At 68.7% G+C, this 23,326-nt stretch carries 23 protein-coding genes; 19 read left to right on the forward strand and 4 right to left on the reverse strand.

The window, feature by feature from the left end; translation table 11 throughout:
• Positions 1-68: 68 nt before the first annotated feature.
• Both LVY72_RS24990 and LVY72_RS24995 read right to left on the reverse strand, forming a co-directional pair.
• Positions 69-890: an RNA-guided endonuclease InsQ/TnpB family protein gene (locus LVY72_RS24990; RefSeq protein WP_372463759.1), complete on the reverse strand. Its 822-nt coding sequence runs from the start codon at positions 888-890 to the stop codon at positions 69-71.
• Between the two features lie 148 nt (positions 891-1,038).
• Positions 1,039-1,287, reverse strand: coding sequence for a helix-turn-helix domain-containing protein (locus tag LVY72_RS24995; protein WP_372463760.1), 249 nt, complete (start codon positions 1,285-1,287; stop codon positions 1,039-1,041).
• A 282-nt stretch (positions 1,288-1,569) separates the two neighbouring features.
• Here LVY72_RS24995 and hisS point away from each other — a divergent pair, with 282 nt between their 5' ends.
• The gene (gene hisS, locus LVY72_RS22320) at positions 1,570-2,925 is read left to right on the forward strand and encodes a histidine--tRNA ligase (protein ID WP_237826801.1); all 1,356 of its coding nucleotides are present in this window, start codon (positions 1,570-1,572) and stop codon (positions 2,923-2,925) included.
• Here hisS and LVY72_RS22325 read toward each other — a convergent pair.
• Positions 2,903-4,141, reverse strand: a complete 1,239-nt coding sequence (locus LVY72_RS22325) for an APC family permease (RefSeq protein WP_308190862.1) — start codon at positions 4,139-4,141, stop codon at positions 2,903-2,905. The genes hisS and LVY72_RS22325 overlap by 23 nt on opposite strands.
• Positions 4,142-4,384: 243 nt before the next feature.
• Here LVY72_RS22325 and aspS point away from each other — a divergent pair, with 243 nt between their 5' ends.
• Positions 4,385-6,193, forward strand: a complete 1,809-nt coding sequence (gene aspS, locus LVY72_RS22330) for an aspartate--tRNA ligase (RefSeq protein ID WP_237826803.1) — start codon at positions 4,385-4,387, stop codon at positions 6,191-6,193.
• Between the two features lie 190 nt (positions 6,194-6,383).
• Positions 6,384-7,793: a replication-associated recombination protein A gene (locus LVY72_RS22335; RefSeq protein WP_237826805.1), complete on the forward strand. Its 1,410-nt coding sequence runs from the start codon at positions 6,384-6,386 to the stop codon at positions 7,791-7,793.
• Positions 7,794-7,808: 15 nt separating this feature from the next.
• Here the strand turns inward: LVY72_RS22335 and dtd are convergent, their stop codons facing one another.
• Positions 7,809-8,261, reverse strand: a complete 453-nt coding sequence (gene dtd / locus LVY72_RS22340) for a D-aminoacyl-tRNA deacylase (RefSeq protein ID WP_237826808.1) — start codon at positions 8,259-8,261, stop codon at positions 7,809-7,811.
• 391 nt (positions 8,262-8,652) lie between these two features.
• On the opposite strand from dtd, the gene rpsD reads away from it, so the two are divergent.
• The 16 genes from rpsD (at position 8,653) to LVY72_RS22420 (ending at position 23,274) form a co-directional block, all read left to right on the forward strand.
• Positions 8,653-9,279: a 30S ribosomal protein S4 gene (gene rpsD, locus LVY72_RS22345; RefSeq protein WP_237826868.1), complete on the forward strand. Its 627-nt coding sequence runs from the start codon at positions 8,653-8,655 to the stop codon at positions 9,277-9,279.
• Positions 9,280-9,445: 166 nt separating this feature from the next.
• Positions 9,446-9,832, forward strand: coding sequence for a DUF948 domain-containing protein (locus LVY72_RS22350; protein ID WP_237826810.1), 387 nt, complete (start codon positions 9,446-9,448; stop codon positions 9,830-9,832).
• Positions 9,833-9,851: 19 nt separating this feature from the next.
• On the forward strand, positions 9,852-10,064 hold the full coding sequence (locus LVY72_RS22355) for a DUF6167 family protein (protein WP_237826814.1): 213 nt from the start codon (positions 9,852-9,854) through the stop codon (positions 10,062-10,064).
• A gap of 115 nt (positions 10,065-10,179) precedes the next feature.
• The gene (gene alaS, locus LVY72_RS22360) at positions 10,180-12,861 is read left to right on the forward strand and encodes an alanine--tRNA ligase (RefSeq protein ID WP_237826816.1); all 2,682 of its coding nucleotides are present in this window, start codon (positions 10,180-10,182) and stop codon (positions 12,859-12,861) included.
• 4 nt (positions 12,862-12,865) lie between these two features.
• Positions 12,866-13,435 carry a Holliday junction resolvase RuvX gene (ruvX, locus tag LVY72_RS22365; RefSeq protein ID WP_237826818.1) on the forward strand — a complete coding sequence of 190 codons (570 nt, stop codon included), beginning with the start codon at positions 12,866-12,868 and terminating at the stop codon, positions 13,433-13,435.
• Positions 13,432-14,667: an endolytic transglycosylase MltG gene (gene mltG, locus LVY72_RS22370; RefSeq protein WP_237826820.1), complete on the forward strand. Its 1,236-nt coding sequence runs from the start codon at positions 13,432-13,434 to the stop codon at positions 14,665-14,667. Before ruvX ends, mltG begins: the two co-directional genes overlap by 4 nt.
• The gene (locus LVY72_RS22375; RefSeq protein ID WP_237826822.1) at positions 14,658-15,593 is read left to right on the forward strand and encodes a shikimate dehydrogenase; all 936 of its coding nucleotides are present in this window, start codon (positions 14,658-14,660) and stop codon (positions 15,591-15,593) included. The genes mltG and LVY72_RS22375 overlap by 10 nt, the downstream gene beginning before the upstream one ends.
• A 31-nt stretch (positions 15,594-15,624) precedes the next feature.
• On the forward strand, positions 15,625-16,824 hold the full coding sequence (gene aroC, locus LVY72_RS22380) for a chorismate synthase (protein ID WP_237826824.1): 1,200 nt from the start codon (positions 15,625-15,627) through the stop codon (positions 16,822-16,824).
• Positions 16,824-17,363, forward strand: coding sequence for a shikimate kinase (locus LVY72_RS22385; RefSeq protein ID WP_237826826.1), 540 nt, complete (start codon positions 16,824-16,826; stop codon positions 17,361-17,363). The genes aroC and LVY72_RS22385 overlap by 1 nt, the downstream gene beginning before the upstream one ends.
• 8 nt (positions 17,364-17,371) lie before the next feature.
• A complete protein-coding gene (gene aroB / locus LVY72_RS22390; RefSeq protein WP_237826870.1) occupies positions 17,372-18,469 on the forward strand; it encodes a 3-dehydroquinate synthase in 1,098 nt (365 codons plus the stop codon).
• Between the two features lie 65 nt (positions 18,470-18,534).
• The gene (gene efp / locus LVY72_RS22395) at positions 18,535-19,098 is read left to right on the forward strand and encodes an elongation factor P (RefSeq protein ID WP_237826829.1); all 564 of its coding nucleotides are present in this window, start codon (positions 18,535-18,537) and stop codon (positions 19,096-19,098) included.
• Complete coding sequence (gene nusB, locus LVY72_RS22400) at positions 19,098-19,520, forward strand: transcription antitermination factor NusB (protein ID WP_237826832.1); 423 nt, start codon at positions 19,098-19,100, stop codon at positions 19,518-19,520. The genes efp and nusB overlap by 1 nt, the downstream gene beginning before the upstream one ends.
• 267 nt (positions 19,521-19,787) lie before the next feature.
• On the forward strand, positions 19,788-20,363 hold the full coding sequence (pyrR, locus tag LVY72_RS22405; protein WP_237826873.1) for a bifunctional pyr operon transcriptional regulator/uracil phosphoribosyltransferase PyrR: 576 nt from the start codon (positions 19,788-19,790) through the stop codon (positions 20,361-20,363).
• Positions 20,360-21,406 carry an aspartate carbamoyltransferase catalytic subunit gene (locus LVY72_RS22410; protein ID WP_237826835.1) on the forward strand — a complete coding sequence of 349 codons (1,047 nt, stop codon included), beginning with the start codon at positions 20,360-20,362 and terminating at the stop codon, positions 21,404-21,406. The genes pyrR and LVY72_RS22410 overlap by 4 nt, the downstream gene beginning before the upstream one ends.
• Complete coding sequence (locus LVY72_RS22415) at positions 21,403-22,764, forward strand: dihydroorotase (protein WP_237826838.1); 1,362 nt, start codon at positions 21,403-21,405, stop codon at positions 22,762-22,764. The genes LVY72_RS22410 and LVY72_RS22415 overlap by 4 nt, the downstream gene beginning before the upstream one ends.
• 3 nt (positions 22,765-22,767) lie before the next feature.
• A complete protein-coding gene (locus LVY72_RS22420) occupies positions 22,768-23,274 on the forward strand; it encodes a PH-like domain-containing protein (protein ID WP_237826841.1) in 507 nt (168 codons plus the stop codon).
• The last annotated feature ends 52 nt before the right edge of the window (positions 23,275-23,326 follow it).

Below are 23,326 nucleotides of genomic sequence, written 5' to 3' on the forward strand. Positions count from 1 at the left end.
CTCCTCGCCTTGACATCCTCCCCGCCCCACAGTGAACGGAGATTCCCCGGCGCCAGCCGGGGCGGTTCCTACTTCTCCAAAGAGCGCACGTCCGTCGCCGTGGCGAGGACGCGTCTTAGTTCTTTTCCGTAGGCCGCGTGTCCCCCGGCGACAAGTTCGTTCACGGCCGCATTGTAGTCGCGGTCGAGTACCACTTCGGGACTGCATGCACAGGTCCACGTTCTGACGGATAGTTCTTTCTTCGTGCCCACAGTACCGCAGAGGCAGCACCGCCTCGTGGAAGGGCAGAACTTGTCCGTGGTGATGTGCTCCCGGCCGCGCTCGGTTGCCCTTCGGAAAAGCAGGGAGAGGAAGATGCCCCCTCCTGCATCGTGAATGGAACGCCGCATCCCGCGTCCGCGCCTGCCCCTGGCGCCCGAGCGCGCGAGGCCCCGCACGGTGAACCCCTCGGTAACGGTCACTTGGTTCTCGTTGACCAGTTGGGTTGATTGCTTGTGCAGGAAATCCATTCTCTGCCTTTTGACTTTGGCATGGGGCCGGGCGACGCACTGCTTGGCCTTCTTCCGGTTGTTCGATCCTTTCATTTTGCGTGACAGGTCCTTTTGGGCCTGGCGAAGCCGAGCTTGCACCCTGCCCATGTGACGCGGCTTCTGAATCTTCTCCCGTGTTCCGTCCGAATACACGACCGCGGCAAAATCATGCAGGCCCAGATCTACACCGGCCTCGCGCTCGGACGGGGCGCGGCTGGCGCCTGAACATTCACGACAAAGGAAACGTGGTACGCACTGTCCGATTCGAGGATCACGGTGACCGATGTGGGATTGCCCGCAAGCGCACGCGAGAGGCGGAATTTCAATTCGCCGATCTTGGGTAGTTTCACCACGGCCCACCGTTTGCTGATCTTTCGTGCTTTGAACGAGGCCGCGCCCACGATCCGGAAGGACTGGCGTCCGTCCTTCTTTATGAACCTGGGTTAGCCGACCTGTTTCTGGGCCGTGATCCCGTCGAAGAAGTTCCGGAATGCCTTTCCGAGATCGGTCAGTGACTGCTGGAGGATGATCGAGGAGACTTCGGAGAGCCAGGCCGTTTCCGGTGGCTTCTTGAGCCTGGGGAGAAGTTTGGACAGCTCGCTGTCCGGGTAACTCTGCCAAGTCTCCCGGTAGTGTCTTTCCTTGAAATCGATCCCATGTTGTAGACCCGCCGGGCGCAGCCGAAGGCACGGGCCAGAGGCTCCACCTGCCCCTTGCCCGGGTAGGCACGGTAGCTGTACCGCCCCAACATGGGCATATCCTACGGGCGCTCGGGGACATTATCCGGACTCTCCGGCAGGCGTGCGTCGCGACGTCCATGGGGCAGGGCCACTTGGAAAACTACTGGACGGAACGTAGGGATCCAGCGGCAGCCGAAAGTACAGCGGAACGGGCCTGCCGCCGGTTCGTCCCAGCCCAGATGGCGGGGCTTTCCCGGCTGCCCGCCGGGTAAACTAAACCAGCAGCCAGTCAATTCACTGCCGCCGCCTGAGTTTTTTGAGTTCGTTCAAGTTCATGTTCTTTAAGGAGATACGTCCGCATGGCACGCAAGGCCTCCCTGTCAGGTTTCCCTGAATGGCTCCCGCAGGAAAGGCTCGTGGAACTGCATGTGCTGGACACTTTGCGGCGCACCTTTGAACTGCACGGCTTTTCCTCGATTGAGACCCGCGCGGTGGAGACCATCGGCCAGCTGCTGCGCAAGGGGGAGATCGACAAGGAGGTCTACGGCCTGCACCGGCTGCAGGCCGAAGAGGATCCGGGTGCCCCGGACCAGGACAAGCTGGCGCTGCACTTTGACCTGACCGTACCCTTCGCCCGCTACGTCGTGGAGAATGCCGGCTACCTCGCCTTTCCCTTCCGTCGCTACCAGATCCAGAAGGTCTGGCGGGGCGAGCGGCCGCAGGAGGGCCGGGCGCGCGAATTCACCCAGGCGGATATCGACGTCGTCGGCGACGGCGAGCTGCCCTTCCGCTACGACGTCGAACTAGCCCTGGTGATCGCGGAGGCGCTGTCCGCGCTGCCGATCCCCGATTTCCGGATCCGGGTCAACAACCGCAAGCTGGCCGAAGGGTTCTACCGCGGCATTGGCCTGACGGACACCGCCGGGGTGCTGCGCAGCATCGACAAGCTGGAAAAGGTGGGGCCGGACAAGGTTGCCGAACTGCTCCAGGAGGAGCTCGGCGCCACCCCTGAGCAGGCCAAGGCGGCCCTGCAGCTGGCCGGCATCCGCACCGAGGACACGTCGTTCGTGGCACAGGTGCGCGCCCTTGGTGTCGAGGATGAACTGCTCGAGGCGGGCCTGGCCGAGCTCGAGCAGGTGATCGGCGAGGCGGCCCGCCGCGTTCCGGGCAAGGTCATTGCCGATCTGAGCATCGCCCGCGGCCTGGACTACTACACCGGCACCGTCTACGAGACCGTGCTGGTGGGGCACGAACACCTCGGCTCGATCTGCTCGGGCGGCCGCTATGACGCGCTGGCCGCCAAGGGCAACCGCAAGTTCCCCGGCGTCGGGCTGTCCATCGGCGTGACCCGGCTGGTCATGCGGATCCTGGGCCAGGAGCTGGCCACCGCCTCGCGCCAGGTGCCCACCGCCGTGCTGGTCACCCTGGCTAATGATGAGAGCTGGTCCGAGGCGCAGGACGTGGCCACCGAACTGCGCAGCCGCGGCATCAGCGCCGAAGTGGCCGCCAAGGCGGAGAAGTTCGGCAAGCAGATCAAGTATGCGGACCGCCGCGGCATCCCGTTTGTCTGGTTCACCACCGAGGGCGCCGACGGTTCCCTGGCGCACGAGGTCAAGGACATCCGCTCCGGCGAACAGGTGCCGGCCGACCCCCGGGCCTGGACCCCGCCGGCGGAGGACCTGCTGCCGCAGGTCACCGCAACCGGGAGGATTTGACCACCGCCCGGCCGATCACGCCCACGGCCAGCACCCCGGCCATCGTGAGCACCGAGGACAGCGGCAGGGTGAAGGCCAGGACCAGGCAGCCGGCCAGGCCCAGCCAGTTCAGGGCCTTCGGCGCGTGCCACGGCCGCTCGGTGAGCGTGAGCGCGGCGGCATTGGTCACCGCGTAGTAGATCAGCACGCCGAAGCTGGAGAAACCGACCACCGCGAGCACGTTCTGGGTCAGCAGCAGGCAGATCACCGCCGCCGCCACGACCAGCTCCGCCAGCCAGGGCACCTTGAAGCGGTGCCCGACGGTGGCCAGCGTGCCGGGCAGGTCGTGTTCGCGTGCCATGGCCAGGATGGTCCGTGAGATTCCGGCGATCAGCGCCAGCAGTGCACCCAGGCAGGCCAGTGCCGCCGCGATCGTCACCGCGGTGGTGCCGATTCCGCCTCGGACCCGCTCCATGACGGTGTGCAGCGGCGTGGGTGTGGTGGCCAGCAGTTCCGGGCCCATGAACCGCAGCAGCCCGGCCCCCAGCACGAAGTACAGGACGAACGTCACGGCCAGGGCGGACAGGATGGCCACCGGGATCAGCCGCTGGGGGTCGCGGATCTCCTCGCCCATCGTCGCGATGCGGGCGTAGCCGGCGAAGGCGAAGAAGAACAGCGCCGCCGCCTGCAGCACGCCGTAGGGGGTGGTTGGCAGGCCGGCGCCGGTGCCCAGCGGTGGTTCGCTGAAGGCGACGACGGTCACGAAGACCAGCACCGCGGCCACCACGGAAATGAACCACCGGGTCATCCACGCGGTCCGGGTGATGCCCAGCAGGTTGACGCCGGTGAGCAGGACGACCGCGGCCACGGCCAGCGCCGTCGCCAGACCGGGGGCGGCATAGAGCCCAAACGCCAGGGCCATGGCTGCGCAGGACGCCGTCTTGCCGGTAATGAACGCCCAGCCGGCCAGGAAGCCCGGCCATTCGCCAAGCTGGCGGCGGCCGTAGATGTAGGTGCCTCCGCTGGTGGGATGGACGGTGGCCAGCTGCGCCGACGCGGTGGCGTTGCAGTACGCCACCAGGCCGGCCAGGGCCAGGGAGAGCAGGAGCCAGTTTCCGGCCGCGGCCGCGGCGGGGGAGTAGACCACGAAGACGCCGGCGCCCACCATCGAGCCAACGCCGATGGTGGTCGCGTCCACGCCGCCGAGCCTGCGTTCCAGGGACGATTCACTGCTCACTAAGGGCCATCCGCTTCGCTAATCCGGCCGGATCGGGCCGCTGCCGCGTGGTCCGGCCGCAGCCGGACGCTCCGCGTGCCGCCGCTGCTGCCGGAAGGCACCAGGTGGGGCGGCGGCGCGATCAACGGTAAACTCGTTCAGGACTTGTCTATACCCACTCTAACCACCTCCCGCGGTTACCCGGCGCCCCGGCCGGATCCGCCGGGGTGGGATCTCTTCAAGGGTTCTACTGGAAGGAATGCTGTGCTGCGCACACATGAACTCGGCTCGCTGCGGGCTGAGCACATCGGACAAACCGTCACACTCGCCGGGTGGGTGTCCCGCCGGCGCGACCATGGCGGCGTTGCCTTCCTGGACCTGCGCGATTCCTCGGGTATCGCCCAGGTGGTTGTGCGTGAGGAGGAGGTCTTCCACGGCCTGCGCAACGAGTACGTGCTGCAGATCAAGGGCACGGTGGAAAAGCGGCCGGAGGGCAACGAGAACCCGGCCCTGGCCACCGGCGACATCGAGGTCATCGCCGAAGACGTCATCATCCTGAACACCTGCGACCCGCTGCCGTTCCAGGTGGACGAGCATGTCGAGGTGGGCGAGGAAGCGCGGCTGAAGCACCGGTACCTGGACCTGCGCCGCCCGGCGCCGGCCCGGAACCTGCGGCTGCGCTCGGAGGTCAACCGGGTGGCCCGCGAGCTGCTGCACGCGGACGGCTTCGTAGAGATCGAAACCCCCACGCTGACCCGCTCGACGCCGGAAGGCGCCCGCGACTTCGTGGTGCCGGCACGGCTGGCTCCGGGGTCCTGGTATGCGCTGCCGCAGTCCCCGCAGCTCTTCAAGCAGTTGCTGCAGGTGGGCGGCTTCGAGAAGTACTACCAAATCGCCCGCTGCTACCGGGACGAGGACTTCCGGGCCGACCGCCAGCCCGAATTCACCCAGCTGGACATCGAAGCCAGCTTTGTGGACCAGGACGACATCATCTCCCTGGGCGAGCGGATCGTGCAGGCGCTGTGGCGGCTGATCGACGTCGAAATCCCGACGCCGATCCGGCGGATGACCTATGCCGAGGCGATGGACAAGTACGGCTCGGACAAGCCGGACCTGCGCTTCGGGCTCGAGCTGACCGAGCTGACCGGGTTCTTCAAGGACACCACCTTCCGGGTCTTCCAAGCCCCCTATGTGGGCGCCGTCGTCATGCCCGGCGGTGCCTCGCAGGCCCGCCGCACGCTGGACGCCTGGCAGGAATGGGCCAAGCAGCGCGGCGCCAAGGGCCTGGCCTACGTGCTGGTCCAGGAATCCGGCGAGCTCTCCGGCCCCGTGGCCAAGAACCTCACCGACTTCGAACGCGAGAACCTGGCGGCGACTGTGGGCGCGAAGCCGGGGGACTGCATTTTCTTCGCCGCCGGTGACCGCGCGTCCTCGCGCGCCCTGCTCGGCGCCGCCCGCGTGGAGATCGGGCACCGCACCGGCCTGATCAACGACGGCGACTGGGCGTTCGTCTGGGTCGTGGATGCGCCCATGTTCGAACCCGCCGCCCAGGCGGAGGCTGCCGGCGACGTGGCCGTGGGGTCCGGCAAGTGGACTGCCGTGCACCACGCCTTCACCTCGCCCAAGCCCGAGTTCCTCGACACGTTCGACCAGGATCCGGGCAGCGCGCTCTCCTACGCCTACGACATCGTCTGCAACGGCAACGAGATCGGCGGCGGCTCCATCCGTATCCACCAGCGCGACGTGCAGGAGCGGGTGTTCGAGCTGATGGGCCTGGACAAGCAGGATGCCGAGACAAAATTCGGCTTCCTGCTCGAGGGCTTCAAGTACGGCGCTCCGCCGCACGGCGGTATCGCCTTCGGCTGGGACCGGGTGGTTGCCCTGCTGGCCGGGGTGGACTCGATCCGCGAGGTCATCGCGTTCCCGAAGACCGGCAACGGCTACGATCCGCTCACCGAGGCGCCGGCACCGATCACCGCGCAGCAGCGCAAGGAAGCCGGCGTGGACTTCAAGCCCCAGCCCAAGGAGAAGAAGGCCGAAGGCGCCGAGGCGGCCGCAGCTCCCGCCCAGTAGGACTGCCAGCTGGCAGCGGCCTGCTGCTGACGAACGGTGGCCAGTAAATGCCCGGCTGCGGCATTTGCTGGCCACCGGCATCTCCGGCGGCCTGCGAAACTTCCCTACAGCCGGACGCGGGCCACTGCTGCCCCCAGGTAGGCAGCTGCCGGTCGGATTTCCCGTCCGACGGGCAGGATAGCCTTGGCGGGTGAGTGATTTGTTCAGTGCCGCCGACGACGAGTCCCCCGCGGACGGGCCCACCCCTTCGGAATCCGGCGGCTGGCAGCCGGCGGACCGGCCGCGCAGCCCGCTGGCCGTGCGCATGCGTCCGCGTACGCTGGACGAGGTAGTTGGCCAGCAGCATCTGCTCGAGCCGGGGTCGCCGTTGCGGCTGCTAGCCGCCGAGGGCAGCCGCAGCGGTCCGGCCGGCCCCTCCTCGCTGATCCTGTGGGGCCCGCCGGGCACCGGCAAGACCACACTGGCGCACGTGATCGCCCGCGGTGCGGGCCGGAAGTTCGTCGAACTGTCCGCGATTACCGCCGGGGTCAAGGACGTGCGCCGGGTGATGGACGAGGCGCTGACCGCGCGCGACCTGCACCGTACGACCACGGTGTTGTTCCTGGACGAAATCCACCGCTTCAACAAGGCCCAGCAGGACGCGCTGCTGCCGGGCGTGGAGAACCGCTGGGTGGTGCTGGTGGCCGCCACCACGGAGAATCCGTCCTTTTCGGTGGTTTCACCGCTGCTGTCGCGCTCCCTGCTGCTCACGCTCAGACCGCTGACCGCTGCCGACATCGAGGCGCTCCTGCTGCGCGCCGTCGAGGACGAACGCGGCCTCGCCGGCCGGGTCCGGCTCTCGGACGAAGCCCTGGAACATCTGGTCCGGCTGGCCGCCGGGGACGCCCGGCGCGGGCTGACGGCGCTGGAGGCCGCCGCCGGCGTCGCCTGGGGCGAGGAGACGGGGGACGGGGACGGCGAGGCCGTCGTCGTCGAACTCCGGCATGCCGAACGCGCCCTGGACGTGGCCGCACTGCGCTATGACCGGGCCGGGGACCAGCACTACGACGTGGCCAGCGCCTTCATCAAATCCCTGCGCGGTTCGGACGTGGACGCCGCCCTGCATTACCTGGCCCGGATGCTGGAGGCGGGGGAGGACCCGCGGTTTGTGGCCCGGCGGCTGGTGATTTCCGCCGCCGAGGACGTTGGCATGGCAGACCCCAGCGCGCTGCAGACCGCCGTCGCCGCCGCCCAGGCGGTCCAGCTGATCGGCATGCCCGAAGGCAGGATCGTGCTGGCCGAAGCCGTGGTCCATATCGCCACGGCGCCGAAGTCCAACGCCGCCTACAACGGCATCAACGCGGCCATCGCGGACGTCCGGGCCGGACGGGGGCAGGGAATTCCGGCGCACCTGCGCGACGCGCACTATCCGGGGGCGAAGCAGTTGGGCCACGGCAAGGGCTACGTCTATTCGCACGACGAGCCGCACGGCATTGCCCGGCAGCAGTATCCGCCGGATGACCTCGTGGGACGCGACTACTATGAGCCCACGGCGAACGGGACCGAACGCGAGATCGGTGCACGGCTGGCGCGGCTGCGGCAAATCGTCCGCGGCGACTGAACCGGCGGCCGGGGATCAGCTGCGGCGCGGGGCCGCGAAGTCGGCGGTGTCGAGGCTGATGGTGAACGGACCGTCGTTGACCAGGGACACCTGCATCATGGCACCGAAGAGTCCGGTGTGAACCGTGGCGCCCAGTTCGCGCAGCGCCGCCACGAAGCAGTCGAGCAGCGGCCCGCCCAGCTCGGCCGGCGCGGCGGCGGACCAGGAAGGCCGCCTTCCGCGCCGTGTGTCGGCGTAGAGGGTGAACTGGCTGACTACCAGCAGCGGGGCATCCTCGTCCGCGCAGGAGCGTTCGCTGGCCAGGATCCGCAAGGTCCAGATCTTGGCCGCCAGGGCCCGCGCATCCGCCTCGGTATCGGTATGGGTGGCGCCGGCCAGGACCACCAGTCCGGGGCGGTCGATGGCGCCGACCACCTCGCCGTCGACGCTGACGCTGGCACGGGTGGCCCGCTGCAGGATTGCTCGCATGCCCCCAGCGTAGCGTTCGCCGCCTGCCCCGTACGCTTCGCGTACGGGGACCCCGGGCAGGCTCTCTTGCCGAGGGTCCCGCCGCGAGCGGAGCGAGCGAAGAGAGCAGCAGGGCCCCGCATGCGGAGCATGTGGGGTGGCTGCGAACGGGGAGGCGGCTGCGCGGTAGATGACCGGCCGGAAAGGGGCAGGAGCGGCGGTCCGGGGATGCTAGAATTGTTCGCTGACTGGCAAGCCGTCCGGCTGTGCGTCCGCATCCACTTGGATTTTTCCAATTCCGGGGTGATGCCGTGCGCCCGTGGGCGGACTGTAGCTCAAGGTAGCGGTTGACCCATGCTCTCCAGCACGGAGGCCAGCGACACAACATCACCGCATGAATTGGAAGGACATCGTGGCTAATAACACACGAGCCCGCCGCAAGGTGCGCATTTCGCGCGCACTTGGCATTGCCCTGACCCCCAAGGCCGAGAAGTACATGGAGCGCCGCCCGTACGCTCCCGGCCAGCACGGCCGTGCCCGCCGCAAGCAGGACAGCGACTACGCCGTCCGCCTGCGCGAGAAGCAGCGTCTGCGCGCCCAGTACGGCATCCGCGAGGCACAGATGACCCGTGCCTTCGAGGAAGCCAAGCGCACCAAGGGCCTGACCGGCGAGAACCTGGTCGAGCTGCTGGAAATGCGCCTTGACGCCCTGGTGCTGCGTGCCGGCTTCGCCCGCACCATCGCCCAGGCCCGCCAGCTGGTTGTGCACCGCCACATCATGGTCGACGGCGCACGCGTGGACCGCCCGTCCTTCCGCGTGTCCGAGGGCCAGCTGATCCACGTGCACAGCCGCAGCGAGGTCATGGCGCCGTTCCAGGTGGCCGCTGCCGGCGCGCACCGCGACGTGCTGCCGCAGGTCCCGCCGTACCTGGACGTGCAGCTGGAGAAGCTCCAGGCCCGCCTGGTCCGCCGTCCGAAGCGCTCTGAGGTCCCGGTGACCTGCGAAGAGCAGCTCGTGGTGGAATACTACGCCCGCTAAGCATTCGCGGCAGGCAGCCTCAAGCTGCCCGGCGCGCTAGCCTCAGCAGCACTGGACAGCCCGCGGCACGCGCCGCGGGCTGTCCAGTAGGTAAGGTACTGAGGTAGATGCTTACGCGGATGCACCGCACGGCTGCGTCCAGGACTATTCGAAGGAGAGACCACCCATGTCAGGTGGCGACATCGCCGGTCTCATTGCCGCGGCCGTTTTCGCGGTGCTGGTGGCCTTGCTGGCCATCCCGATCTGGAAGCTCGGCAGGGTTTTTGATGAGCTCCGCGGGGCCATCCGCTCGCTCAGCGACGGCACCACCCCGTTGATCGACGAGGTCACCACCACGGTGAGCACCACCAACGAGCAGCTGCGCAAGGTGGACGGGATCACCGCCAACGTCTCGGATGCCAGCGCCAACGTCTCGGCGCTCTCGTCCCTGGTGGCCGCGACCGTGGGCTCCCCGCTGATTAAGATCGCCGCCTTCTCCTACGGCGTCCGGACCGCGTTCGCCTCGGGTGCCGCCAAGGGTGCGCCCGAGGGCAAGCGCCGCCGCAGCCGCTGACGGCCGGAAGGAAAACGCAATGAAGAGAATTATTTGGCTGGCAGCCGGCGTGGCCCTTGGGGTCCTGGCGGTCCGGAAGGTCACCGAGGCCCAGCAGACCTTCGGTCCGCAGGGGCTCAACCGCGCCGTCGGCTCGCTGGCCGACAACGTGGCCAACTTCGCCGACGCCGTCCGCGACGGCATGCACCAGCGCGAGACGGATCTGCGGGCAGCGCTCGGCGTGGACCGGTAGCAGCAGCCCGGCGGCGGGCCGCCCGGCCCTGCCGCGACCGTCAGATATCCGCGAGAATTCCCCGGCCCCGCCGTTTCCGGCCCGGCCGGATCCACCAGAAGGGTTTTTAGGCACCATGAAGTCCCATGAGATCGTCCGCCGCTGGCTCGACTTCTTCGAGAAGAAGGGCCATCACGTGGTGCCGTCGGCGTCCTTGGTTTCGCCCGATCCGTCCCTGCTGTTCACGGTGGCGGGCATGGTGCCGTTCATTCCCTACCTGACCGCGCGCGAGGTCCCGCCGTTCCCCCGGGCCACCAGCGTGCAGAAGTGCATCCGCACCGCCGACATCGAGGAAGTGGGCAAGACCGTGCGGCACGGCACGTTCTTCCAGATGTGCGGCAACTTCTCCTTCGGCGACTACTTCAAGGAACGGGCCATCGCCATGGCCTGGGAGCTGCTGACCACCCCGGTGGAGGAGGGCGGCTACGGCCTGCCCGTGGACCGGCTTTGGGTCACCGTCTACAAGGACGACGAAGAGGCCCTGTCCATCTGGCGGGACCAGGTGGGCGTGCCCGCCGAACGGATCCAGAAGTTCGGCAAGAAGGACAACTACTGGTCCACCGGGCAGCCCGGCCCGGCCGGACCCTGCTCCGAAATCTTCTACGATCGCGGCCCGGCCTACGGCATCGAGGGCGGTCCGCAGGCGGATGACACCCGCTATGTGGAGATCTGGAACCTGGTCTTTATGCAGTTCCAGCGCGGCGAGGGCACCGGCAAGGAGGACTTCGAGATCCTCGGCGAGCTGCCGAAGAAGAACATCGACACCGGCCTGGGCATGGAACGCCTGGCGATGATCCTGCAGGGCGTCGAGAACATGTATGAAACGGACCAGGTGCGTCCGGTGCTGGACAAGGCCGCCGAGCTTTCCGGCAAGGAGTACACCAGCGCCGAGTCCGACGACGATCCACACCATGGCGACGACGTGCGCATGCGCGTGGTCGCCGACCACGTCCGATCGGCGTTGATGCTGATTGCCGACGGCGTGACCCCCTCCAACGAAGGCCGCGGCTACGTGCTGCGCCGGCTGATCCGCCGTGCGGTGCGCGCCATGCGCCTGCTCGGCGTCGAGGAAGCCTGCCTGCCGCAGCTGCTGCCGGCGTCGCGCGATGCGATGAAGGGCACCTACCCGGAGGTGGAGAAGGACTTCGAGCGGATCAGCCGGATCGCCTACGCCGAGGAACGCGCCTTCCTGCGCACCATCGCCTCCGGTACCGCCCGGCTGGAAGAGGCCGTGAAGGAATCCAAGGCCGCCAACAAGCCGCTGTCCGGCGAGGACGCCTTCACCCTGCACGACACCTACGGCTTCCCGATCGACCTGACCCTGGAGATGGCCGAGGAAGCGGGCCTGCGGGTGGACGAACAGGGCTTTAGGACCCTGATGGCCGAGCAGCGCGACCGGGCCCGCCAGGATGCCCGGGAGAAGAAGCTGGGCCACGCGGACACCACCGTCTTCAAACACATGCTGGCGGCAGGCGAGACCACCTTCACCGGCTATGACGAACTGACCACCGAATCCACCGTGCGCGGCATCGTCAGCAACGGTGCCGTGGTCGACTTTGCCGGCCAGGGCGACGAGATCGAGCTGGTGCTCGACGCGACTCCGTTCTACGCCGAGGCCGGCGGCCAGGCCGCCGACGTCGGGCTGATCACCGGCGACGGCTTCGTCGTCGAGGTGCTGGACGTGCAGAAGCCGGTCAAGGGCCTGAGCGTGCACAAGGCAGTGGTCCGCGAGGGCGAAATCCCCGGCGACGCCCGCGTGGTGGCGGCCGTGGACCAGCAGCGCCGCGCCGCCGGCGAGCAGGCGCACTCCGGCACGCACATCATCCATGCGGCCCTGCACCAGATCCTCGGCCCGGAGGCCCTGCAGCGCGGTTCCTTCAACAAGGCTGGCTACCTGCGCTTCGACTTCGCCTGGGGCGAGGGTGTCAGCGACGCGGCGAAGTCCGAGATCGAAGACGTGGCCAACATCGCCATCCGCAACAACTTCCAGGTCCAGACCAAGGTCATGAAACTGGCCGAGGCCCGGGCCCTGGGCGCCATGGCGCTGTTCGGCGAGGCCTATGGGGACACCGTCCGCGTAGTGGAAATCGACGGCGCCTGGTCGCGCGAGCTGTGCGGCGGCACCCATGTGGGCAGCACCAGCCAGGTCGGCAGCCTGACCCTGCTGGGCGAGGCCTCGGTCGGCTCCGGCAACCGCCGGGTCGAGGCGCTGGTGGGGCTGGACGCCTTCCGCCACCTGGCCGCCGAGCGGGCCCTGGTCAGCGAGCTGTCCGAGATGCTCAAAGTCCCCTCCAGCCAGCTGCCCGAACGCATCGCCGCGACGCTGGCCAAACTGAAGTCGGCCGAGAAGGAACTTGACCGCCTGCGCAAGGAACAGTTGGCTGCTTCGGCCGCGTCGCTGGCCGGCTCGGCCCGCGACGTCGCCGGGGTCCGCTTGCTGGCCCACGACGCCGGCCAGGTTGGTTCCGCGGACGACCTGCGCTCCCTGGCCCTGGACCTGCGCAACCGGCTCGGCAGCGAGGCGGCAGTGGTCGCCATTGCCGGTGTAGCCAATGCGCGTCCGCTGGTCCTGGTGGCCACCAACGAGGCCGCCCGCAGCACCGGCGTGAAGGCCGGTGCGCTGGTCAAGCAGGCCGCCGGGGTACTCGGCGGCGGCGGGGGCGGCAAGGACGACGTGGCCCAGGGCGGCGGCACCGATCCGGCCAAGGTCCAGGACGCCCTGGCGGCGATCGCCGGCGCGGTTGCCAACCGGGGTTAGTCCCATGACGACGCACAGCGTGCCCTCCGGCCTCCAGCCCGGTGTCCGGCTGGGCGTGGACGTGGGGATGGCCAGGGTCGGAGTCGCCGGCAGCGACCCCGACTGCATCCTGGCCACCCCGATCCGCACCCTGAAGCGCGATGCCCGCCGGAACAGTGACATCGCGGTGCTGGTCCGGGAGGCCAGGGAACGCAGTGCGGTCCAGATTTTCGTGGGTTTGCCCCGCACCCTCAAGGGCGGCGAGTCCGAGTCCACCAGGATGGCCCGGGACTATGCCGGACGGCTGGTGCAGGCCTTGGCTGCCGCGGATCTGCAGGTATCGGTTAATCTGGTAGACGAACGGCTCACCACTGTGGCGGCGCACCGTTCCCTGCATTCGGCCGGAGTGGGCAGCAGGGATCACCGCAAGGTTGTGGACCAGGTGGCCGCAGTGGAGATCCTGCAGCAGGCCATCGATATGCAGCGGTCGCTCGGGCGCGACGTCGGCACGGTGGTGCCCGCCGGCCATGCAGCGGGGCAGACGGGGCACGGAAGCACGCAGGACGAACATTACGGCGCAGGGGAGGCACAGTGACATCCCAGCAAAAGCACCGCACCAGCCGGCGGGCGGACGCACCTAACGGGGACGAGGGCCTGGACCTGCTGTACCGTGACCGGCGTGCGGCCAGGATGCGCCGGCACTCCAGCGCCGGCAGCAGGGTGCGTCCCGCGGCCCGTTCCCGCAGGCCGCTGACGGCCAGGCAGCGCCGGCGTCGGCGCGGCAACATCATCCTGCTCTCTGTGCTGGGTGTCTTCGCCGCCGGCCTGGTCGCCCTGGTGCTGGTCCTGCAGAACCTGCTCGGAATGCATGCGCCCAAGGACTTCGCCGGTCCCGGCGGCCAGAACGTGACCTTCACCGTCGAACAGGGGGCCGGCCCTATTGCCATCGCGGCCAACCTGACCGAGAAGGACATCGTCGCCTCCGACAAACTCTTCCTGGACGAACTGGCCAACCAGGCCAAGGGCAGGGAAATCCAGCCCGGCAACTACACGCTCAAGCTGGAGATGCCGGCCAAGGACGCCGTCAAGGTGCTGCTGGCCGACGCCGGAGCCAAGGTCGCCTATGCGGCGATCAACCGCACGCTGCGCCAGAACGAAGTCTTCCAGGCCCTCTCCGAAGGCACCCGCATTCCGGTCTCCGACTTCGAGGCGCTGGCCGCAGACCCGCAGAAGTTCGGGTTGCCGAAGCAGGCACACAACCTCGAGGGCTATCTCTTCCCGGGCGAATACCGCTTCCCCCTGGACGCCACTGCCGAAGAGATCCTGAAGGAAATGGTTGGCAACACCTTCGCGCGGCTTGAGGAAGACGGCATTACGGACGCGGATGAGCAGTTCCGGGTGCTGACCATCGCCAGCATCGTGGAGGCCGAGGCGGGGGAGGCCGACTACCCGACCGTGGCCGGGGCGATCATGAACCGGCTCGCCCCGGACAACAAGGAGACCTTCGGCCTGATCCAGTCGGACGCGACGGTCACGTACGGGCTGAACCGCAAGAGCTACGACATCACGCCAGAGGAGAAGGCGGACAAGGCCAACAAGTACAACACGTACGCGCATCCGGGCCTGCCCGCCGGCCCGATCAACTCGCCGGGCGGACCGGCCATCGACGCCGCTGCGCACCCCAAGAAGGTGCCCTACTACTACTGGGTGACCGTCAACCTGGACAGCGGTGAAACGAAGTTCGCCCGGACGCTGGCCGAGCACGAGTCCTATACCAAGGAGTACCAGAAGTGGTGCGCCGGGCAGGAAGCCGGACGATGCAGTTGACCGACGCCAGGGCCGGGGACGTGGCCGGCAGCCCGGACCGTCCGGCGAGGCGCGCCGCGGTGCTGGGCCATCCGATCGGACATTCGAAGTCGCCGGCGCTGCACCGGGCGGCGTATGCCAGCCTGGGCTTCGACTGCAGCTACGAAGCCATCGACCTGACCGAGCCTGAGGTGGCCGGACTGATCGCCGAAATCCGCGCCGCCGGGGCCGGAACACCGGACTGGGCGGGGCTGTCGGTGACCATGCCGCTGAAGACCGCCCTGGTGTCGCAGATGGATGAGGTCAGTGCCCTGGTCCGGCGGCTGGGCGTGCTCAACACCGTGGTCGTTTCGCGCGGCGGCGACGGTGCGGTCCGGCTGACCGGGCACAATACCGACGTCGCGGGAATCGTGGGCGCACTGCGCCATGCCGGGGCCCCGGCCCATGCCGGCGCCGTCATCCTCGGGGCCGGCGGTACCGCCGCCGCCGCCGTGGCGGCGCTGGCCGAACTGGGTGCCGCCTCGGCCATCCTCTGCCTGCGCCAGCCGGACAAGGCGGCTGGACTGGTGGAGCTGGCGGCCGGGTTCGGACTGCCCTGCCAGGTGCTTCCGCTGCAGCAGGCTGCCGGCTGCCTCGAGGCTGCCGATGTGGTGGTTTCCACGCTGCCGCCGCGGGCCGCCGATCCGCTCGCCGAGGAACTGGCACAGCACGACGCCGGAACCGGGCAGGCTGGGGCCGGCCGGGTGCTGCTGGACGTGGCCTATGATCCGTGGCCGAGCCGGATTGCTTCTGTCTGGCAGGACCGGGGCGGCACCATCGTGGCCGGCATCGAGATGCTCATCTACCAGGCCGTGGAACAGGTGCGGCTGTTCAGCGGTCCGGTCTTCCGGGATGCTGCCGCCGTCACGAATGTGATGTGTGACGCCGTGGGAGTACCCCGGCGCTGAGGTCAGCGCAGAACATGGCAGTATTGAACACATGTTGCGTTGGTTGACAGCCGGTGAATCCCATGGGCCGGCTCTGGTTGGAATTATCGAAGGCGTCCCCGCAGGTGTGGAACTCACCGGTACGGATATCCAGGATGCGCTGGCCCGGCGGCGCCTGGGCTATGGCCGCGGGGCCCGGATGAAGTTCGAACAGGACGTCGTGACGATCCTCGGCGGTGTCCGGCACGGTCTGACCCAGGGCGGACCGGTGGCCATCCAGGTCGGGAACACCGAGTGGCCCAAGTGGGAACAGATCATGTCGGCGGACCCGGTGGACCCGCAGGAACTGGCCGGCCTGGCCCGCAGCGCCCCGCTGACCCGGCCGCGCCCGGGGCATGCTGATTTCACCGGCATGCAGAAGTACGGCTTCGACGAGGCCCGCCCGGTGCTGGAGCGCGCCAGCGCCCGCGAGACCGCCACCCGCGTGGCCCTGGGCACCGTGGCCGGCAATTTCCTCAGGGCCCTGGGCATTGAGCTGGTCAGCCACACCGTGGCCGTCGGCCGGGTCGCCGTGCCCGAGGGCAGCCCGGTCCCGGGTCCCGGCGACGTGATCGCCCTCGACGAGGATCCGCTGCGCTGTTTCGAAGCCGAAACCTCGCTTGCCATGGTCCAGGAGGTGGACGCGGCGCACAAGGAGGGTGAAACCCTCGGCGGCGTCGTCGAGGTCCTGGCCTACGGACTGCCGCCGGGACTGGGCAGCTACGTGCACTGGGACCGCCGCCTCGACGCCCGGCTGGCCGCGGCACTGATGGGCATCCAGGCGATCAAGGGCGTGGAGGTCGGGGACGGCTTCGCGACCGCGGCCCGGCGCGGGTCCGAGGCCCACGACGAAATCCTGCGCGACGAGGCGGGCACCATCATCCGCGCCAGCAACCGTGCCGGTGGCATCGAGGGCGGGATGAGCATTGGGGACACTCTGCGGGTGAAGGCCGCGATGAAGCCCATTGCCACCGTGCCCCGGGCCCTGCAGACCATCGATGTCAGCACCGGGGAAGCCGCCAAGGCACACCACCAGCGCTCGGATGTGTGCGCCGTCCCGGCCGCCGGCGTCGTGGCCGAGGCCATGGTTGCCCTCGTGCTGGCCGAGGCCGTGGTCGAGAAGTTCGGCGGCGACTCCGTGGCGGAGACGCAGCGCAACCTCAGAAGCTACCTGTCCGCGATTCCCCAGTCGCTGGATACGATCGGCAGCTAGTGGGGGCGGCGACACCCCTGCGGCTGGACCGCCCGCTGGTGCTGATCGGGCCGATGGCCTCGGGCAAGTCGACCATCGGCCACGCGTTCGCCGCGGAGCACGGGCTGGATTTCGCCGATTCGGACAAGCGGATCGTGGACCGGCACGGACCCATCCCGGCCATCTTCACCGCTCTTGGCGAGCATGCCTTCCGCGAGCTGGAGGCCCGCGAGGTGGCCGGTCTGGTTGCGGACGGGACACCGAGGGTGGTCTCGCTCGGCGGCGGGGCGATCCTGGACACCGGTACCCAGCAGCTGCTGGCCCGCTGCACCGTGGTGTTCCTGGACGTGGACCTGGACACGGTCCGGCCGCGGATCGAGCGCGAAACCGGCCGGCCGCTGCTGGCCGGGGACCCGGTGGCACGCTGGAACGAATTGGCCATGCGGCGCCGGCCCACCTACCAGCGCCTGGCCGACATCGTCCTGGACACGCGCGGCAAGAGCGCCGCGGACGTGGTGCGGGAACTGACCGAACACATCTTTGAAAGGCAATCGCGTTGACCAACGGGATCCAGGATCCGGCGGCTTCGACCGTCATCAAGGTGACGGGCGCCTCGCCCGCCGAGAACTACGACGTCGTCGTCGGCCGCGGCCTGCTGCCCCGGCTGCCCGGCATCCTGGGCGAACGCGTCCGCAAGGTGCTGGTGATCCATCCGCGTGCGCTGCGGGCCACCGGCGACGCGGTCCGCGAGGACCTGGCCGCGGCCGGCCTGACCGCCCTGACGGCCGAAATCCCGGACGCCGAGGAAGGCAAGCACATCCAGGTGGCCGCGTTCTGCTGGCAGGTGCTCGGGCAGAACGATTTCACCCGCTCGGATGCCGTCGTCGCCGTGGGCGGCGGTGCGGTCACCGACCTGGCCGGCTTCGTGGCCGCGACCTGGCTGCGCGGGGTGAAGGTGGTGCACATCCCCACCAGCCTGCTGGGCATGGTGGATGCGGCCGTGGGCGGCAAGACCGGCATCAATACCGCCGAGGGCAAGAACCTGGTCGGTGCCTTCCATCCGCCGGCGGCGGTGCTGGCGGACCTGGATGCGCTGGCGACCCTGCCGGAGAACGAACTGCTCACCGGCATGGCCGAGGTGGTCAAGTGCGGGTTCATCAAGGACGGCGCCATCCTGGACCTGATCGAGGCCAATCCGGAGGCGGTCCGGGATCCGGGCTCCGCGGTGGTGCGCGAACTGGTGGAGCGCTCGATTGCCGTCAAGGCCGAAGTGGTTTCGGCAGACCTGAAGGAATCCGGCCGGCGCGAATTCCTCAACTATGGCCATACGCTGGGACACGCGATTGAGCTGGCCGAGCGCTACCAGTGGCGGCATGGCGCGGCAGTGTCCGTGGGCCTGGTCTTTGCCGCGGAGCTGTCCCGCATGGTCGGCCGGCTCGACGACGCGACGGCAGACCGGCACCAGGCCATCCTGGCCTCGCTCGGGCTGCCGGTGAGCTACCGCCGGGACCGGTGGGCCGCCCTGCTGGACGGGATGAAGCGGGACAAGAAAGCCCGCGGGGACCTGCTGCGCTTCGTGGTCCTGGACGGACCGGGCCGGCCGGGCATACTCGAAGTGCCCGACACCTCGCTGCTGTTTGCCGCCTACCAGGAGATCGCCGAGTGAGCCCTGCGGGTAGAATTACTGCTGGACTTTACTGACCGACGCACGAAAGAGCCGAAAGAGAAAACGTGGCGACTACTAACGACATCAAGAACGGCACCGTCCTGAAGCTGGACGGCCAGCTGTGGAACGTGATCGAATTCCAGCACGTCAAGCCGGGCAAGGGCGGCGCCTTCGTGCGCACCAAGATGCGCAACGTGCTCTCCGGCAAGGTTGTGGACAAGACCTTCAACGCTGGCCTGAAGATCGAAACCGCCACCGTGGACCGCCGCGATTACCAGTACCTGTACAAGGACGGCGAAGACTTCGTCTTCATGGACACCCAGGACTTCGACCAGGTCACGGTCCCGGCCTCCACCGTGGGCGACGCGGAGAACTTCCTGCTGGAAAACATCAACGTCAACATCGCCATGCACGAGGGCACCCCGCTGTACATCGAGATGCCGGCCTCGGTCGTCATGGAGATCACCTACACCGAGCCCGGCCTGCAGGGCGACCGCTCCACCGGCGGCACCAAGCCGGCCACCGTGGAGACCGGCTACCAGATCCAGGTCCCGCTGTTCCTGGAGACCGGCACCAAGGTCAAGGTCGACACCCGCACGGGCGACTACCTGGGACGAGTCAACGACTAGTGAGCGCTCCCACCTCCGCACGCGGCAAGGCGCGCCGGCGCGCCGTCGACATCCTCTTTGAGGCGGAACAGCGCTCCGTGTCCGCCTTCGACGCGCTCCGCGACCGCCGCGAAAAGACGGACCAGATCATCAACCCCTACACCGCGGAAATCGTGCAGGGTGTGGCGGCCATGCAGGAGCAGATCGACGAGTTCCTCTCCACCTACTCGCAGGGCTGGTCGCTGGAGCGGATGCCCGCGGTGGACCGCATCATCCTGCGCGTGGGTACCTGGGAACTGCTCTACAACGACGATGTTCCGGACGCGGTCGCCGTCAGCGAAGCCGTGGAGCTGGCCAAGGTCCTCTCCACCGACGAGTCCCCGGCGTTCGTCAACGGGCTGCTCGGCCGGCTGCAGCAGCTGAAGCCGACCCTGCTGGCCTGAGCCTGCGGGAACGCACTTCGCACGTACCGCGTGCACGTGCCCAAGTTACGGTGCCCAAAGGTGCGCAGAACCACATTCTGCCCACCTTTGGGCGCCGTTGTTTGGGCAGCTGGGTCCGCCCCTGCCGGGGCGGCCGGCCCCGGGGCTGTGTGCCACGGCCCGGTACCGGCCGGCGGCGGACGCTATGGTACGTTTGAAGGCGCAGCCACCAAAGAAATCCTTTAAATTCCGTCCTGTGAGGCGGGGAAGGAGGGGGCATCCATGAGCATGCCCAGCCCGGCGCAATCGCCGTCATCATCACGTGTCGTTCTTTCCGAAGCGGACATCGACCGCGCCCTGACACGCATCGCGCATGAAATCCTCGAGGCCAACAAGGGCTCCCGGGACCTGGTCCTGATGGGCATTCCTCGCCGCGGCTACCCGCTGGCCTGCCGCCTCGCCGCCAAGATCGCCGCCGCGGACCCGTCCGTCTCCGCCGCCGCCATTGCCGGGCAGCTGGATGTGACGATGTTCCGCGACGACCTGCAGCGCCAGCCGACCCGCCCGCCCTATCCCACGGCGCTGCCGGCCGAAGGCCTCGACGACAAGGTCGTGGTGCTGGTGGACGACGTGCTCTATTCGGGCCGCACCATCCGCGCCGCCCTGGACGCCCTGGTGGACCTGGGCAGGCCCCGGATCGTGCGCTTGGCGGTCCTGGTGGACCGCGGCCACCGCGAACTGCCCATCCGTGCCGACCATGTGGGGAAGAACCTGCCCACCTCCTCGGTGGAAAAGGTCCGAGTACGGCTGGCCGAAATCGACCAGGTGGCCGACGAAGTAGTAATCGAGGACTGGAGCGAATGAAACACCTGCTCTCCACCCAGGACCTGTCCAAGGCAGACGCGGTGCGGATCCTGGACACGGCCGAGGAAATGGCGGCGGTCTCCGACCGCGAAGTCAAGAAACTGCCGGCGCTGCGCGGCCGGACCGTGGTGAACCTGTTCTTCGAGGATTCGACCCGGACCCGGATCTCCTTCGAGGCCGCAGCCAAACGGCTCTCCGCGGACGTGATCAACTTTGCCGCCAAGGGATCCTCGGTCTCCAAGGGCGAATCGCTCAAGGACACCGCCCAGACGCTCGAGGCGATGGGCGCCGACGCCGTCGTGATCAGGCACTGGGCCTCGGGCGCACCGGTGCGCCTGGCCACCTCCGGCTGGATCGACGCCGCCGTCGTCAACGCCGGCGACGGCACCCACGAACATCCCACCCAGGCCCTGCTGGACGCCTTCACCCTGCGCCGGACCTGGGCCCGGACCAACGGCACGGCCTCGGCCGGAACGGATTTGTCCGGGATGAAGATCGCCATCGTGGGGGACATCCTGCACTCCCGGGTGGCCCGCTCGGATCTGTGGCTGCTGCGCACCCTGGGCGCCGAGGTGACCATGGTCGCCCCGCCCACGCTGCTGCCGGTGGGCATCGACGGCTGGCCCTGCACGATCAGCTACGACCTGGATGAGGCGCTGGCCAAACGCCCGGACGCGGTGATGATGCTGCGGGTCCAGGCCGAGCGGATGAACGCTGCCTTCTTCCCATCGGCCCGGGAATACTCGCGGCTGTGGGGGTTCGACGACCGCCGGCTGGCGGCACTGGACGACCACGGGCTGTCCGACACCGTCATCCTGCATCCGGGCCCGATGAACCGGGGCCTGGAGATTTCTTCCGCGGCCGCCGACTCGCCCCGCTCGATGGTGCTGCAGCAGGTGCGCAACGGCGTCTCTGTGCGGATGGCCGCCCTCTACCTGCTGCTCTCCGGCGAGTCCCGCAGCACCGCCCGCAGCCAGGCCGATACCCCTGACACCGTTCCCGCCGCGGCGGGAACCGCCCCGACCGAGGAGAACGCTTCATGAGCACCACCGGCAGCTATCTGATCAAGGGCGCCCGGGTCGTCGGCGCGGACGCCGCCGACCTGCTGGTGGAAAACGGCCGCATTACCGGCGTGGGCAGCTCGCTGCAGGCCTCCGGAGCGACCGTGCTGGACGCGGACGGACTGATTGCCCTGCCCGGCATGGTGGACCTGCACACCCACCTGCGCGAGCCCGGCAGGGAGGACGCCGAAACGGTGGAGACCGGCACCCGGGCCGCCGCCCTGGGCGGTTTCACCGCCGTGCACGCCATGGCCAACAGCTCGCCGGTGGCGGACACCGCCGGCGTCGTCGAGCAGGTTTTCGCGCTCGGCCAGCAGGCGGGCTGGGCCGAAGTGCGCCCGGTGGGTGCGGTCACCGTGGGCCTGGCCGGCGAACGGCTGGCCGAGCTCGGCGCCATGGCGGACTCGCGGGCCCGGGTCCGGGTGTTTTCCGACGACGGCATGTGCGTCTCCGATCCGGTGCTGATGCGCCGGGCGCTGGAGTATGTCAAGGCGTTCGACGGCGTCATCGCCCAGCACGCCCAGGAGCCCCGCCTGACCGAGGGCGCCCAGATGAACGAGGGCGCCGTTTCAGCCGTACTCGGGATGGCCGGCTGGCCGGCAGTGGCGGAGGAGAGCATCATCGCCCGCGACGTGCTGCTGGCCCAGCATGTGGATTCGCGGCTGCACGTCTGCCATGTCTCGACCGCCGGATCGGTGGAGATCATCCGCTGGGCCAAGCATCGCGGCATCAAGGTCACCGCCGAGGTCACCCCGCACCATCTGTGGCTCACGGACGAGCTGGTCCGCAGCTATGATCCGGTGTTCAAGGTCAATCCGCCGCTGCGCACAGACGAGGATGTGCTGGCGCTGCGCGCCGGCCTCGCGGACGGCACCATCGACGTCATCGGCACCGACCACGCTCCGCATCCCAGCGAGGCCAAGGAATGCGAATGGGCCCAGGCGGCCATGGGCATGACGGGCCTGGAGACGGCGCTGTCGGTGGTGCAGCACACCATGATCGAGTCCGGTTTGATCGGCTGGGCGGACTTTGCCCGGATCACCTCGGCCATGCCGGCGAGGATCGGCCGGCTGGCCCACCAGGGACAGCCGCTCGAGGCCGGCTCGGCGGCGAACATCACTTTGGTGGATCCGGCCGCCCGCTGGACGGTCGACCCCGCGGCCATGGCCACCAAGGGACGGAATTCTCCGTTCGCCGGGCGCGAGCTGCCCGGCCGCGTGGTGGCCACCTTCCTCAATGGCCATCCGACCGTGCTGGACGGCAAGCTGAACACGCCGTTCGCGGACGGCAGCGCGGGCCAGGCTGCCGGCCAGCCGCAGGCGCAGTCACGGGAAGGCTGAGCGATGGATAAGACCGGTGCCGGTCTGCTCACCCTGAGCCTGATTGTGGTCCTGGCCGGGCTGATGCTGCTCGGCTGGCGCGGCCGGCTGCGGCGCCAGCAGAGCCTGGCCCCGCTGCCCGAGTTCCCGGCGGAGGCTGGCCAGCCGCTGGAGGCGTATCCGGGCCAGTACGTAGTCACGACCTCGGCCGGGGACTGGCTGGACCGGGTCGGCGTGCACGGCCTGGGCATCCGCGGCAACGCCCTGCTGCGGGTCTACCCCCACGGACTGCTCTTCGAGCGCAGCGGCGCCCCGGACCTTTACATCCCGCAGCCCCAGGTCAAAGCGGTGCGCACCGAAAGCGGCATGATCGGCAAGTTCGTCGAAAAGGACGGCCTGGCTGTGGTGACCTGGCAGCTGGGGGACCGAGACGTCGATACGGCCTTCCGAACCCGCAATGCCGCCGACAAGGCCCCGCTGCTGGCCCAACTGACTTCCCTAGTACCCACCTCCTCACAGGACGAAGAGTAGGAACCACTGTGACCCAGAATCAAACATCAACCCCCAGCGAGACTTCCGGCGG

It is taken from the genome of Arthrobacter hankyongi, assembly GCF_022012395.1.
GTDB lineage: Bacteria > Actinomycetota > Actinomycetes > Actinomycetales > Micrococcaceae > Crystallibacter > Crystallibacter hankyongi.